The following is a 14,316-nucleotide window of genomic DNA, read 5'->3' as shown; positions in this document are numbered from 1 at the left end:
AACCAGCCTATCAAATAAGGGCAGCCTCGCTAGTAGTTAAACACTACTGGCAAGGCTGCCCTTATTCCGATTAATCCAATATAACCGGCTTATCCGGCTGCTTCAAAAATTCGAACATCATCTTGATCTGCCGCTCCGTATTGCGCTGCACCGATAATGGGGGAAGCGAATCCTCTGCAAAAAAGCCAACATCAGTCGTCTCCGGTCCAACCGCCGCTTCTCCGCCAATGATTTCACATTCAATAAACAGATCGTAAATATGATAAATATCCGGTGGATGCTCGTGCTTCTTTTTGTCCAGCACCGCGAGCAGCCGCTTTGGCTTGACTTTAAAGCCGGATTCCTCCCAAATTTCCTTTACCGCCACCTCAGATGGCGAAATGCCAACGTCCGCCCAGCCTCCCGGCAGCGCCCAAGCCTGATCCTGCTTTTCTTTGATCATTAAAATCCGCTTATCCTGGAACACAACGCCGCGAATGCCGACCTTCGGCGTCGCATATCCCGTATCGCTGGCGAAAGTTAACGCGAGCTGATCCCGCTTCATGCCGGTAGCAAATGCCAGCATATCTACCGAAATAGCGCGAAGCTCCTCATATCGCTCGATATCGAAAGCATTTTCCGAATAGGCAAGCCCATTTTGCGCGAGTGCTTGAACCCGTTTTACCCACTCCAGCCACTGCTCGTCTGACGAATGGTTCATTCCACATTCCTCCATATTTCTAACTCTGGCTTAAATCGCTTTATCTAGCTTGCAATAACCCATTGTATGCTTTCACAATAATATCATGAAACTCTGTATTTGCCTTTATCGTTTCTTCGAGCTTGGCGCGCGGCTGACTCTAGTAAAGTGAATAGTTTGAGATCAGGGAGTCGTTCCTAGTATACTAAAGGAAGTAAGTAACTTTTTAATAGAACAGGATGTGTTGACCTTGGAATGGGCTTCCCTCTTATCGTTTCTAGGCGTTGCGGTGCTGCTGACCTTAATGCCGGGACCAGATAATTTGTACGTACTCACTCAAAGCATCGCCCGTGGCAAAAAAGCAGGAATCTTCACAACGCTGGGACTATGCACCGGCCTCTTCGCCCATATTTTCGCAGCTGCTCTCGGTATCTCCGCTATCGTCTACCAATCGGCAGTTGCCTTTGCCGTTGTGAAGTATGCCGGTGCCGCCTATTTGCTCTATTTGGCCTATAAAGCTTTTCGGCAAAAGCAATCCGCCCTCGCACTCGGCACCGCCGATGAACTGGCCTATGCCTCCTTGTACAAAAAAGGAATCTTCATGAGCATGCTGAATCCTAAAGTTTCCTTGTTTTTTCTGGCTTTGCTGCCGCAATTCGTCAATGAGGCAAGCGGTTATGCTTCGTTGCAAATGATTGCGCTGGGACTCGTGTTCATGCTGCAAGCCATCGTTATTTTTACCCTGATCAGCATATTTGCCGATGTGCTGCGCCGGTTTATTTTCAAACGTCCACGTCTGTCCAGCAAATTGAATATCGTCGAAGGCTCCGTGTTCGGCCTAATCGGCCTTAGCATCGCCTTCAGCAGAAAATAACTAAATACGTAAAAACATAGAAAGAGACATAAAAGGGAGAGTTACCATGTTTATTGTTATGGGTATTGTCATGCTTGCCGTTTTCGGCTCGCTCGTTTTTTATCAAAGCTGGAGCATTTGGCGGTGGCTGAAGCCGCTGCATACGAAGTCACGCAAACTCATTTATACAATCGTCGCCGCTGCGCTGCCCTGCGTCTTTATTACGGCGATGGTTGCGCAAAATGCTATTTTAATTGCCATTGGCATGTACTGGCTCGCTATTTTTTGCTTATTGCTGCTCATTATTCCATCCATACAGCTCATCGCAAGACTGCTGCGCAATACGTCGTTGCCGCGCGAGTCGGTGTTCAAATGGTCTGGCATTGCCGTCCCCGTACTGCTCATTACGCTGCTTGGCTATGGTTCTTTTCTAGCCTACAGCCCCGTTGTACGCACGTATGACATTACGATTCCCAAAGGCGCACAAGACAGCGATCCAGCTAAAAATACATTAAAAATCGTCATGGCCTCCGATATGCATTTTGGCATTTTGTCCGGCAAAGATCATGCCGTCCGTCTCGTCGATCGCATTAATGAGCTGCAGCCCGACATCGTGCTGTTTCCCGGCGATATTTTGGATGATCAAATCCGGCCTTATTTGGACAATGGCATTGATAAAATCATGGCAGCGATCGAAGCGCCATATGGTGTATACGCCTCGCTCGGCAATCATGATAAATACAATGGGCATATCGAGGACATTATTAACGCCGTTGAAGCAGGCGGCATGAAGGTGCTTTATGATGAGTCGGTTACCATAGATGACCGTTTCACCCTGCTTGGACGCAAGGATCATTCCGATCATGAGCGTGCGCCGCTAAGCGAGCTCGTTCAAGGCATAGATGCTGCCAAGCCGTTCATTCTGCTGGAGCATCAGCCCTACGATTTCGATATTGCCGATGAGCTCGGCGTTGATCTGATGGTATCAGGCCATACGCATCACGGCCAAATATTTCCGGCGAATTTCATTACGCAGCTCGTGTTCGAGAATGACTGGGGCTATTTAAAAAAGGAAAAGCTGCAATCGATCGTTTCCTCCGGCTTTGGCTTCTGGGGACCGCCGATCCGACTCGGCTCCCGCTCTGAGATCGTGGAAATCAATGTGACATTCAGTTAGAGCACCGTCTATCTGTTTATAGAAAAATATAAAAAAACAAAAAGAAGTGGGCATCCCTTCTTTTTGTTTTTTACTTGCTTCCTTCTAAATTAGATGCTCCGTTTTTAAGTCTTGTTAGTAGTTTGACTCCCGTAAAAGTTGTTTTGTACACCGAGCTTGCAATAATAACTCCTGTTGCCTCTGCAACTTTTAAATGTGAAGCAACAACAGACTCGCTGTTAAAACATGTAAAGCATTTAAATACTACTTTTCAATTGAACAGCAGCTCCATTGATGCTGAAATTGTGACAGAAGCGCATATCGGTGCCATTCTGGGCGTACTAAATTGGTGGATTGAAAACAAGATGCCTATTGATCAAGGCGAAATTTATAAAATGTTGGAGGATTGGGATTTTTCTGTATTCAACAATAAAAAACAGCGGACACCGTTATGAACGGCGTCCGCTGCTTGCGCTGACGATAAGCGCTTTGCGCATAATCATCTTTTTCACTTTGTCTCGGCGTTCAGCCTCCGGCTGGAGGTGGAAGGCCTGCTCTCGGCCAATCGCAAGCAGCGCCTGTTTACCCGCTTCAGCGGCAAGCCTCTCATCCTGCAAAATATAAAAGGCAAGCTGATAGCTCCATGTTTCCAGCTCTCTGAGCGCCTCGACCATTTGACCCAAGCTGACTGCTGCCTGCATGCCTTGCACCTCACCCTCTTTTTTGGGACGTTTCTAGTCTATTCTTTAATGCTCATATTATTTAGCGCTATATCGCTTAATGCGATCTGTCTCTCTTCCTCGCTGCCCTCAGCCGTCACACTGCCTTTATATAATGGCTCGCCAGTTGCAGCATTCATTACCACAACGGTTCGAGCATCTTCCTTAGCGAGCAAAACATAAAGACGCTCTCCATTAATAAAAAAGCTCTGCAATTCGCCCTCGCCAATCTGACTTGACAACAGTGACCAAGTCTCACCTCGTCTTTCCCCTGTTTCCAGACTGTAGCGTGATACTGTAAATTGCGTCTCATTGTAATTTGTAAAATAGAGGTCACCGCCTGAAATGTAGCGCCCCCCCATTCTACGCGCATCCAATTTCTGCATTTCATCCGGCAAGCGCTGCGTTATCCCGCTCTTATACGAATACACATAAAGCTCTGCCGGAACGCTTGTCGGAACGCTGCTGCTGTTGGCTTCTCCCGTCTGTTCCTGCATAACGATACTTATTACAAAATAATCATGGGGTGCTGTATAATCACTTTGGGTGTTTGCAGATGAAAGGGGAGTCAGCTTGGTCCCAGCAGCATCTACAAATTCCACGGCCATTCTTTTAATGAGCTGACCGCTAGCCGAATCGATTATATAATCAAAATACTGTCTTGCTCCTGACGGCCTATTGTCTGTTTCATATTGGTTTACCATCACATGAAGACCATCTGCTTGCAGCTGTACATCATATATGGTGGCATGCTCTCTCATGCCTTGCTGAGATAGAGGAGTTAATGCAATCGAATAGTCTGCGACCTTGCCAGTGCTTCGATTCAGTATCTCTACCTCTATTGTTCCTTCCGGGTCATTTGTAGCCGTATTGTATGGAATTTTCGCATAGGCTAACCAGTCCTGATCCTGATAAAAGCTGCCTATCTCCGCTTTGCCCCGCATGAAAGCGGGATATATTTCAATAAGCTCTCTCATGCCCTCTTGCTCATAAAACCACTCACGTGCATCCGTTATATACGATTCATAAAGGGACTTTCTACTCCCATACTCATTGCCATGTACAGTTAAATTCAGAGGCTGCGAGCCCTTCCCGCCTATATAAGAACCGACTAATACCAGATTGGCCGCTTCATTCGCATCCCCTTCCAGCGTCTCTAATCGATATTCCGGCAAATGGTCTGCCGAGCCAAAAGCGTAATACGTGCTGAACCCTGCTGCAGCGAGCAGGACGAGCGCCAGCGTAGTTATATAACGTTTCATCTTGCCCCTCCTTACACGGTAATCTTTTTATTTAACAGTCTGATGCTGAGCCATACGGATACCAAAATGAGAATAGCGGTCAACGCCAGCATAATAGAATAAGTTTCCCCTGGATATAAATAGGAAGCCGCATTCCCCGGTCGCTGCAAAGTAACGGGAGCCAGCAGCGCAGCACCGCATACGAATACATAAATAACAGCAAAACCAATGCCAATAACCCGATAGCTTCGTTCCAGCAAAATAACAGTAAAAGCAGCAAGTACGGTCAAAATGCCGATCCCGTAGGCCATCACAAACGCATCAAACTGGCCTGGATAAAGCACTTTCAGCGTTTGATTTTGCAAAATCGCCTGCGACAAATAGGACGGATCGCGCAGCCCCTCTGGTATTACCAGATTAAACAACATCATTTCAAGCGGAAGCAGCAGCAGCTGGAAGGAAACGAGTCCGAACGTAAACAGCAGAATCGCCGTCAGCTTCGCTGCGTAAATGGAGCCTCGGTTACCCGGCAGCATCAGCAGCCGATAAATAAACGTATCGCGCCCCAGCCAATCACGGTACCAAATGAGAAAAACATAAGCGGCGATAACCGCAATGCTGATCAGCACCGGAAGGACAAACCAAAATTGATTGCTGAACATCAGCTCATTAAACGTCAGCTTCCCGGTTTCAGAGAAAGGGTGATATGTAATTATCTGCTCACTCCAGCTGGGGCTCGTTCTAATACTCCGCTCACTAAGCGACCACAGCAGCACTACTCCGAACTGCATGAGAATCGTTAACGCCATTAAGCCCCCAAGCAAATAGCGGAAACGGTGCACTTCCATATGTACCAGCTTTAAATAAAACTTCAAGCTTGATACACCTCCTTCATAACATCCACAATCGACTTGGCTTCCTCCATACGAAGCTGCTCACAGTAGAAATCGCGGCATACCGCACCATTTTGCAGCAGCACCGCCCGATCGATGAGATGTTCTACGTCTGCAATCTCATGCGTCGTAATTAATACACCGCGATCTTCAATTAAATGGCTCGAAAAAACCTCCGTAATGAGCGCTCGGCTGAACATATCAATGCCGGAGAACGGCTCATCCATCAGCACATATTCGGTATCCAGTGCCAGCCCTAGAAGCAGGTTGAACTTCGCCGCTGTCCCTTTAGACAAATGGCCGATTCGTTCTTTACCCTCCAGTTGAAAAAAGCTCATCAGTTCCTTGGCCCGCTCTTCATTCCAGCTGCGATAAAAGTCCGCCATAAAAACCATCGCTTCATCCAGCTTCATGGCAGGCGGCATCGTCAGATGATCCGGGATAAAAGAAATTTTCTCATACCGCTCCTTGCCAAGCTTTTGCCCATCCATTATGATTTCGCCCTTGCGGATCGGCGTCAGCCCCATAATGGCTTTCATAACGGTCGATTTGCCCGCTCCATTCGTGCCGATCAGACAGGTAATTTCGCCCTTCTCGATTTGAAAGGAGACGCCGTCCAGCACCTTGCGCCGACGATATTTTTTATGGATATCCCTCACCTCAATCATGCTGCGCCCCTCCTCCCTGCTTGTCGCCATTCAACTGCTTATCTTCTGTATACTTATGCTTGACCAGCTCCAGCAGCTCCTCTACCGGAACGTCGATTTTACGAACAGAGGCAACGAAAGCCTCGACAGCTTCGCCAATCAGCTCTGCGCGAATGGCCCGCAATACGTTCTCGTCCATAGTAATCCGGCTTGGCGAGTTTCCTTCTGTTACGATCAACTGCTGTTCCTCCATTTCCTTATAAGCCTTCTGCGCCGTATTGGGGTTAATCTTCAACAGTGCGCCGAGCTCCCTTCGCGAAGGAATGATTTGTCCGGCTTCCATGTTCCCAATGACCAATTGCTCCTTAAAAAACTTCACGACCTGCAAGTAGACCGGGTCACGGCCATTGAAAGCGACTTCCGTCCAGCCTTCATTTGTCTTCATCCCGTTACCTCTCATTCTTGTTCCAGCGTGTGTACCAAGTAGTTCATACACTTTAAGTGTATTATGCGGTTAATACGTTTTTCTGTCAAGTATTTGTTAAAAAATAGGTAAAACATCCAGCACCGCAATTTGCGGATACGTTATTTATCAGCCTCGGAACGGTGAAAAATGACGTCAGCAGCATCTACAGCAAGCTGGATACCCGTGACCCAGTGCAGGCGTTCGCCGCAGCGCAAACAGCCCCGAAGACATAAGTCTCCAGGGGCTGCTTCATATTTCAATCTTTTAAATCAGCTTCGAATTGGCAAGCAGCCTCTGCACCATAACGGCAATTTCCGCTCTAGTGATAAAAGCTTTAGGGGCCAGCTGCGCACCCGAGCGGCCTGAAATAACTCCGCCCTGCAGGCTGTCTGCAAGACTGCTTCTTGCCCATGCTGCCGCTTCATTCGCATCAGCATAAGGCAGTAAAATATCGTCAGCATTTGCCGCTGACAATCCCGCTTTCAGTCCAGTGATGGCCATTGCTTTTGCGATAATGACCGTCGCTTGTTCGCGGGTTATGGGCTCATTGGGCCGGAAGGTTCCGTCTTCAAAACCATTGATCAGCTTGTAGGCAACAGCCGTTTGAATCGCCTGATTATACCAAGCGCTGGTCTGCACATCAGAGAATCCGGATGCTCCGGTCTCCAGCTTCAATCCCAGACCCCTTACGATAATAGCCGCAAATTCAGCACGGGTAATCGAGGCATTTGGATTAAAGCGGTCACCACCAACCCCGCTGATGACCATCCGAGAGCCCATATCATTGATTGCCTGCTGCGCCCAATGGCCAGCAGCATCTTGGAACTCTACTGGATTCCAGACCAAAGCATATGTGCTGTTAGTCAGGCTATATATTTTCGCCCAATAACTGCCGTTCGCCTGTACGACCTTAGTTGGAACATGGCGAATGCTACCATCTGCCTCAATCACAATCGCCGTTGTAATTCGCTGTGGATCAACGGTGCTTGGAATCGCTATTTCGCGCTCTACATAAGTATTAAATTTCGCAATCTCCTGCCGTGTCGCCCCATTTACGACCCTGACTGTAAAATCAAACGGCTCTCCAATAAGCTCAAAGCCACCCTTTGCAGCGGCTGATTTCACTTCCTGCAGCCTGCTTGGAGTTAATGCTGCCAGCTCAATTTGAAACTCCAATTGTTCCAGCCCTGTCTGCTGAAGCAGCTCTCTTATAACTTGAGAACCCGTAATTTGCTCTATAGGCAGAGTGTAAGTGGCGCTACCTGTTTGAATTTTGACAAGGGCTTGCTTTTGCTCCAGCGCCTTCACATTATCTCCATTTAGCTTCACGATCAACGCACCTGATTGGATATCCACAGGAAACGTAACAACAACTCCACTTGCTTCATTTGCAAGCCTGCCTTTTAGGGCTTCCTGATTCACACTCAACGTCGTTACGCTTTGATTGTTGACCATTGCAGTTGAAGTCGAGCCTATGTTATACACGATTCCGTTTATTAAGACATTAATGCTTTTATTCGTTGGCGTATTCGGATTGCTTGTGCTTCCACCACTGCTTCCACCGCTCGAAGGAGCAGTCGGAGTTATCGCGTTAGACTGAGTAGATGCAGCACTGCTGCCCGCAATATTGAGTGCTTTTACGGTAAACGTATAACTGGTCCCGTTCGTAAGTCCCGTCACCGTTATTGGGCTGCTAATACCAGAAACTGTAACATTTCCTGGCATCGCTGTCACTTCATACCCTTTCACGGGGCTACCCCCATTGTCGACAGGGGCAGTAAAACTAACGACTGCCTGTGCATTGCCATGAGCAGCTGCGACACCAGTAGGTACGCCAGGCGTATGAATATTTAAGCGCGTCACCTTCACCGTATAGGTTTTAGAAAGCTTCCCTGCTTCTTCTACAACAATTGTGACAGTCTGTTCTGAGCCAGCATTCAGACTAATTGGGGGAGAAGCGATTCCGCTTGTTACTGTCGAACCATCCACTTTAATGGTTCCAGATCCACTTGGCGTCACTGTTAGAGTGGAAACGTTATATGGAACTGTCAATCCGATATAATCATACGTACCACTGGCAAACCCAAAACCGCTTGGACTGTCGCTCAATACAAGGTTAGTGAGGTCTGCTGCCTCTGCTTGCGTATAACTAACGCTTTCGACGTCACTGTCGAAATAATCGGCCTTCGTAGCAATCGCCTTCACGGTTATTGCTGAATTGATGACTGGCTTTGCTGCCGCATTATATTCTAGCGTTGAACCACTTATCGCTGTCGCTGGCGTACTTCCATCCGTCGTGTAGTAGATGTGATCGGCTCCCGCTGATAGAATCTCCAGCTCCGTGCCAAAAGCGACTGCTCCCGCTGCCGGATTAAATGTCGGCGTTTCCTGCGCTACTTTCTCGCGCGTCACTTTAATCACATACGTTTTTGCACTTTTTCCCGTTTCCGTTGCCACAACGGTAATCGTGCGCTCTACTCCCGGCGTAAGCGTAATCGCTGACGAAGCTACCCCGCTCGTTACTGTCGTTCCGTCAACGGTCAGCGTCCCTGTTCCGCTTGGAGTCACCATTACGCTCGCAACACCATTCGCTACTGTCACGCCGTTATACGCATACGTCCCGCCTGCAAACACAAAACCGCTTGGCGTGCCGCTCAGCTCAACGTCTGTCAAATTCGCTGTCGCTGCCTGCGTGTAGCTTGCGCTGCCTACAGCACTGTCCAGATTGTTTGTCTTCGTCGCAATCGCCTTCACGGTCACTGCTGCACTAATTGTAGGCTTTGCTGCCGCATCATACTCTAGCGTCGAGCCGCCTACAGCCGTCGCTGGTGTACTTCCGTCCGTCGTGTAATAGATGTGATCAGCTCCGGCTGATATAATCTCCAGCTCCGTACCGAAAGCCACTGCTCCCGCTGCTGGATTAAATGTCGGCGTTTCCTGTGCTACCTGCTCGCGCGTCACTTTAATCACGTACGTTTTTGCACTTTTTCCCGTTTCCGTCGCCACAACGGTAATTGTGCGCTCCACTCCCGGCGTAAGCGTAATCGCTGACGAAGCTACCCCGCTCGTTACTGTCGTTCCGTCAACGGTCAGCGTCCCTGTTCCGCTCGGAGTCACCATTACGCTCGCAACACCATTCGCTACTGTCACGCCGTTATACGCATACGTCCCGCCTGCAAACACAAAACCGCTTGGCGTGCCGCTCAGCTCAACGTCTGTCAAATTCGCTGTCGCTGCCTGCGTGTAGCTTGCGCTGCCTACAGCACTGTCCAGATTGTTTGTCTTCGTCGCAATCGCCTTCACGGTCACTGCTGCACTAATTGTAGGCTTTGCTGCCGCATCATACTCTAGCGTCGAGCCGCCTACAGCCGTCGCTGGTGTACTTCCGTCCGTCGTGTAATAGATGTGATCAGCTCCGGCTGATATAATCTCCAGCTCCGTACCGAAAGCCACTGCTCCCGCTACTGGATTAAATGTCGGCGTTGCCTGCGCTACTTTCTCGCGCGTCACTTTAATCACATACGTTTTTGCACTTTTTCCCGTTTCCGTTGCCACAACGGTAATTGTGCGCTCTACTCCCGGCGTAAGCGTAATCGCTGACGAAGCTACCCCGCTCGCTACTGTCGTTCCGTCAACGGTCAGCGTCCCTGTTCCGCTCGGAGTCACCGTTACGCTCGCAACACCATTCACTACTGTCACGCCGTTATATTCATACGTCCCACCAGCAAACACAAAGCCGCTTGGCGCACCGCTCAGCTCAACGTCTGTCAAATTCGCTGTCGCCGCCTGCGTGTAGCTTGCACTCGCAACCGCGCTGTCCAGATTGTCTGTCTTCGTCGCAATCGCCTTCACGGTCACCGCTGCGCTAATCGTCGGCTTCGCTGCTGCATTGTACTCCAGCGTTGAACCGCCTACCGCTGTCGCTGGCGTGCTTCCGTCCGTCGTGTAGTAGATGTGGTCGGCCCCTGCCGATACAATCTCCAGTTCCGTACCGAAAGCGACTGCTCCCGCTGTTGGATTAAACGTCGGCGTTGCCTGCGCTACCTGCTCGCGCGTCACTTTAATCACGTACGTTTTTGCACTTTTTCCCGTTTCTGTTGCTACAACGGTAATCGTACGCTCCACTCCTGGCGTAAGCGTAATCGCCGATGAAGCTACACCGCTCGCTACCGTAGTTCCATCTACGGTCAGTGTGCCAGTTCCACTTGGCGTTACCGTTACGCTCGCAACACCACTCGCTACCGTTACGCCGTTATATGCATAAGTCCCACCAGCAAACACAAAACCGCTCGGACTTCCGCTCAGCGCGAGGCCCGTCAAATTCGCTGTTGCAGCCTGTGTGTAGCTTGCACTCGCAATCGCGCTGTCCAGATTGTTTGTCTTCGTCGCAATCGCCTTCACGGTCACCGCTGCGCTAATCGTCGGCTTCGCTGACGCATTATACTCCAGCGTCGAGCCGCCTACCGCCGTCGCTGGCGTGCTTCCATCCGTCGTATAGTAGATGTGGTCGGCTCCCGCTGACAGAATCTCCAGCTCCGTACCTAAAGCAACCGCTCCCGCCGCTGGATTAAATGTTGGCGTTGCCTGTGTTTCCTGCTCGCGTGTCACTTTAATGACGTACGTTTTTGCACTTTTTCCCGTTTCTGTTGCTACAACAGTAATCGTGCGCTCCACTCCCGGCGTAAGCATAATCGCCGACGACACTGCTCCGCTTGCTACGGTTGCTCCGTCTACGGTCAGCGTGCCTGCTCCGCTCGGCGTAACCATTATACTCGCCACACCACTCGCTACCGTTACGCCGTTATACGTATACGTGCCGCCAGCAAAAGTAAAGCCACTCGGACTGCCGCTCAGCGCCAGACCCGTCAAATTCGCTGTTGGCGCTTGTGTATAGCTCACGCTACCTACAGAACTATTTGATTTGCCTATCTTCGTCGCAATCGCCTTCACGGTCATGGCTGCGCTAATTGTTGGCTTCGCTGCCGCATTATATTCCAGCGTCGAGCCACTTACCGCCGTCGCTGGCGTGCTTCCATCCGTCGTGTAGTAGATATGATCGGCTCCTGCCGATACAATTTCCAGCGCTGTTCCAAACGCAACTGCTCCCGCCGCCGGATTAAATGTAGGCGTGTCTTGAGGGATAGGGCTAATCATATTCGTTAGCGTGATGTCATCAATATTCAAGTTGGATGGCGCGAGAGAATTTGCAAAGCGCCATTGAAGCGTTACAGAAGCAACATTCGAGTAGTTGTACGAGGCTCCATTTCCTAATAAAGTCGAAATTTGAAACTTCTTGTTCACATTATCCTCACGCAGGTTAACGTTACCTGTGTTAGAGTGCGTAGCAATCTCTGCCCCTCCAGCATCCTTTAAAGTAAGAGTGAGCAAATCAAGACTCGGACTCGTCAAATTGGAATATCCAGAAATACCTAAATCTCTAAAGGTAAAGCTGCCTAGCACGTTCTGCCCTTCCGCCTTAATGACAAGCTCGCCCGTCGTATTTGAACTCTGCAAATGCTCCGACCATAAAGAAGTTCCTTCCTTTGCAAAGCCATTCGTTACGACAAACTTATCTCCCTGCTTCTTGAAGCCCGATCCGCCTGAATTATTTGCCCCTAAGTTATCACCAAAATCATAAGTCCCATCCGCTGTCCCAGAAGCCGCATTCAAACTTGCTGGAAGCAGATTAAACATAATAGCAAGCACAAGCAGCAACACAGCAACTCGCCTGATCGGACTGCCAAACTCTCCTTGCTTCATCTTCACTTTGCCTCTGTTCTGCCCCACTAATTGATGCCTCATAACCGCATCTCCCCTTATTCTAATAGAAATTTTCGCTTATTTTCCATTTTTTTCTACTCCCACTCAAAAAAACGGGTGCTCTCTCAGACATCTGCCGAGATTTCCTGCACCCGCCATAAAAAATCAATCTTCTTTCAATAAAAGAGACTTCCATCATAATCCACTACTGGTCAGCCTTTGCTTCATCTAGGGTCTTGGAGGATAATCTCCATTAATGCATATTATGAAATTCATGGCCAAATATGGCTGCATATTATTATGCGGCTGACTTCCACCTGTAGGAGCAAGCGCTTGAGGACTCATTAACGTATTATTGGCTAATTTATAGAGCGGTCGCTGAGCTGGTGGCCGCCCTTCTCCGCTCGTCTCCGCCCAATAATGATTAGCTGGATCATCGGAGTTCTGCTGCGCTGTAATTCCGATTGCATTATGGGTGTGCCGAGGCATTTCACTAGTCAAAAGTGTGACTCCCGCGTCTCCACTCTGCTCGCCTACCGTTGTTGGCGTAAGCCCAGGGCCTGTTCCCTGTCCCATAGGAGCCGCACCCACTAAATTTGGCAAAGCAAAGGTTTTTTGTCCATCCCCGCCATATTGGTTGCCAATCACAGAAAACAGAGTAGAAAACCTTTGAATTGTTAAAATATCTCCGTTGCAAAGCGCCCAGTTCATCGGTGGAAAATTCCCCGCAAAAATGCGTATTTCACCTATATATGCATCCATATAATAAAACTGCCTCCTTTAACCTCTTGATGGGTAAATGCCCACAATAGCGATACAAAGATTCAACGCCAAAAAGGGCTGCATATTGTTGTGCGACTGGCTGCCGCCCACTACTGCAATAGCTCCTGCATTCATTTGAACGTTCGCCGACGACATAGGAGCATAAGGTGTAATAGGTGTATTCGCCCATACATTTCCTGATGGATTTACTTGATCCGCCGTTTCCACAGAAGCAGCGAGCTGATGCGTATGCATAGGCATTTCGTTTACCGTTAAGGTATGAGCCGCTACTCCTGCCGCACTGCCAATCGGAACTTTCGGTCCAACATGAACGGGAACTCTCCCCTGTAAATTCGGAAGGGCAAAATTATTGTTGCCATCCCCGCCATAATACGTGCCAAGAAGCGAAAATAAAGCTTGATTTCCTGAAACCTGTAGGAGTTGCCCATTGCAGGCAGCCCAGCCTTTCGGTGTAAATCCATATGGGAATGCTCTAATTTCACCAAGAAATGGTTGCATTTTCATCCTCCTATATTTAAAGTGCTAAATCTATTAAATAACTAAGACTGTGATGGAAAAATGCCTTGAAGGGCAATAATGAAAGACAGGGTCACGGATGGCATCATATTACTATGAGGCAGACTGTCTCCTAAGTATGAAGTACTATTGTTATTCAAAGGATTACGTGAAAGTGGGTTGTTGTTGCCATCAAGACCTGTGGAGTATACAGCTGCTTTCGCCCAAGTATTATTCTGGGGAGAAGCGTCACTTCCGGCAGCTTGAGCTGCTATAGCGGTGTGTGTGTGGGCTGGCAATTGTGAGGCTTGGAGCGTAACACTTTCTGTCCCTCCGATCATGCCTAACGAGTAAGTGGAGCCTTGATTGGAGCCTTTATGGATAGGAAGCCTTCCTCTCAGGTCTGGCAATCCAAAGGTTGTATGACCATCGCCACCATAGGTAGTGCTTAATAATGCAAACAAAGCATCATTTTCTGAAATATTTATCAATTGACCTTCACATTTCTCCCAGCCCACTGGAGCAAAATTACCAGCGAACATGCGAATTTCACCAAGATAAGCCTCGCTCATTGTCTAAATCCCCCCGATTGTTCATAGATATTCATTGAATCATGATAGGCAA

The 14,316-nt window shown here is 48.9% G+C and carries 13 protein-coding genes; 3 read left to right on the top strand and 10 right to left on the bottom strand.

The annotated features are described in order from the left end of the window. Positions 1 to 70: 70 nt before the first annotated feature. A complete protein-coding gene (locus tag MHB80_RS03860) occupies positions 71 to 700 on the bottom strand; it encodes an NUDIX hydrolase (RefSeq protein WP_341280934.1) in 630 nt (209 codons plus the stop codon). 229 nt (positions 701 to 929) lie between these two features. Between MHB80_RS03860 and MHB80_RS03855 the strand changes: the two genes are divergently transcribed. The 3 genes from MHB80_RS03855 to MHB80_RS03845 all read left to right on the top strand — a co-directional run bounded on the left by MHB80_RS03855 (position 930) and on the right by MHB80_RS03845 (position 3,143). After that, positions 930 to 1,553: a LysE family translocator gene (locus MHB80_RS03855; RefSeq protein WP_341280933.1), complete on the top strand. Its 624-nt coding sequence runs from the start codon at positions 930 to 932 to the stop codon at positions 1,551 to 1,553. Between the two features lie 46 nt (positions 1,554 to 1,599). Continuing rightward, the gene (locus tag MHB80_RS03850; RefSeq protein ID WP_341280932.1) at positions 1,600 to 2,709 is read left to right on the top strand and encodes a metallophosphoesterase; all 1,110 of its coding nucleotides are present in this window, start codon (positions 1,600 to 1,602) and stop codon (positions 2,707 to 2,709) included. Positions 2,710 to 2,852: 143 nt separating this feature from the next. Next, positions 2,853 to 3,143, top strand: a complete 291-nt coding sequence (locus tag MHB80_RS03845; RefSeq protein ID WP_341280931.1) for a TetR-like C-terminal domain-containing protein — start codon at positions 2,853 to 2,855, stop codon at positions 3,141 to 3,143. Here the strand turns inward: MHB80_RS03845 and MHB80_RS03840 are convergent. From MHB80_RS03840 to MHB80_RS03800, 9 genes are all read right to left on the bottom strand, one after another. After that, positions 3,138 to 3,398, bottom strand: a complete 261-nt coding sequence (locus MHB80_RS03840) for a hypothetical protein (RefSeq protein WP_341280930.1) — start codon at positions 3,396 to 3,398, stop codon at positions 3,138 to 3,140. The genes MHB80_RS03845 and MHB80_RS03840 overlap by 6 nt on opposite strands. A gap of 29 nt (positions 3,399 to 3,427) precedes the next feature. Further along, on the bottom strand, positions 3,428 to 4,669 hold the full coding sequence (locus MHB80_RS03835) for a hypothetical protein (RefSeq protein ID WP_341280929.1): 1,242 nt from the start codon (positions 4,667 to 4,669) through the stop codon (positions 3,428 to 3,430). An 11-nt stretch (positions 4,670 to 4,680) separates the two neighbouring features. Beyond that, positions 4,681 to 5,523 (bottom strand): hypothetical protein, encoded by an 843-nt coding sequence (locus MHB80_RS03830; RefSeq protein WP_341280928.1) that lies wholly within the window; start codon positions 5,521 to 5,523, stop codon positions 4,681 to 4,683. Beyond that, complete coding sequence (locus tag MHB80_RS03825) at positions 5,520 to 6,209, bottom strand: ABC transporter ATP-binding protein (protein WP_341280927.1); 690 nt, start codon at positions 6,207 to 6,209, stop codon at positions 5,520 to 5,522. The genes MHB80_RS03830 and MHB80_RS03825 overlap by 4 nt, the downstream gene beginning before the upstream one ends. Next, on the bottom strand, positions 6,202 to 6,633 hold the full coding sequence (locus tag MHB80_RS03820) for a GntR family transcriptional regulator (RefSeq protein ID WP_341280926.1): 432 nt from the start codon (positions 6,631 to 6,633) through the stop codon (positions 6,202 to 6,204). Before MHB80_RS03820 ends, MHB80_RS03825 begins: the two co-directional genes overlap by 8 nt. Positions 6,634 to 6,918: 285 nt before the next feature. After that, entirely contained in the window at positions 6,919 to 12,456 is a 5,538-nt protein-coding gene (locus MHB80_RS03815) for a cadherin-like beta sandwich domain-containing protein (RefSeq protein ID WP_341280925.1), read from the bottom strand. A gap of 186 nt (positions 12,457 to 12,642) precedes the next feature. Continuing rightward, positions 12,643 to 13,176: a tail fiber protein gene (locus MHB80_RS03810; protein WP_341280924.1), complete on the bottom strand. Its 534-nt coding sequence runs from the start codon at positions 13,174 to 13,176 to the stop codon at positions 12,643 to 12,645. 18 nt (positions 13,177 to 13,194) lie between these two features. Beyond that, positions 13,195 to 13,695 carry a tail fiber protein gene (locus MHB80_RS03805; protein WP_341280923.1) on the bottom strand — a complete coding sequence of 167 codons (501 nt, stop codon included), beginning with the start codon at positions 13,693 to 13,695 and terminating at the stop codon, positions 13,195 to 13,197. A gap of 41 nt (positions 13,696 to 13,736) precedes the next feature. Then, complete coding sequence (locus MHB80_RS03800) at positions 13,737 to 14,264, bottom strand: tail fiber protein (RefSeq protein ID WP_341280922.1); 528 nt, start codon at positions 14,262 to 14,264, stop codon at positions 13,737 to 13,739. Between the last annotated feature and the right edge of the window lie 52 nt (positions 14,265 to 14,316).

The sequence above is a fragment of the Paenibacillus sp. FSL H8-0537 genome (assembly GCF_038051995.1).
Taxonomy (GTDB): domain Bacteria; phylum Bacillota; class Bacilli; order Paenibacillales; family Paenibacillaceae; genus Pristimantibacillus.
Note: the sequence above shows the minus strand (reverse complement) of the source record. Positions and strands in the feature narration are given on the sequence as shown.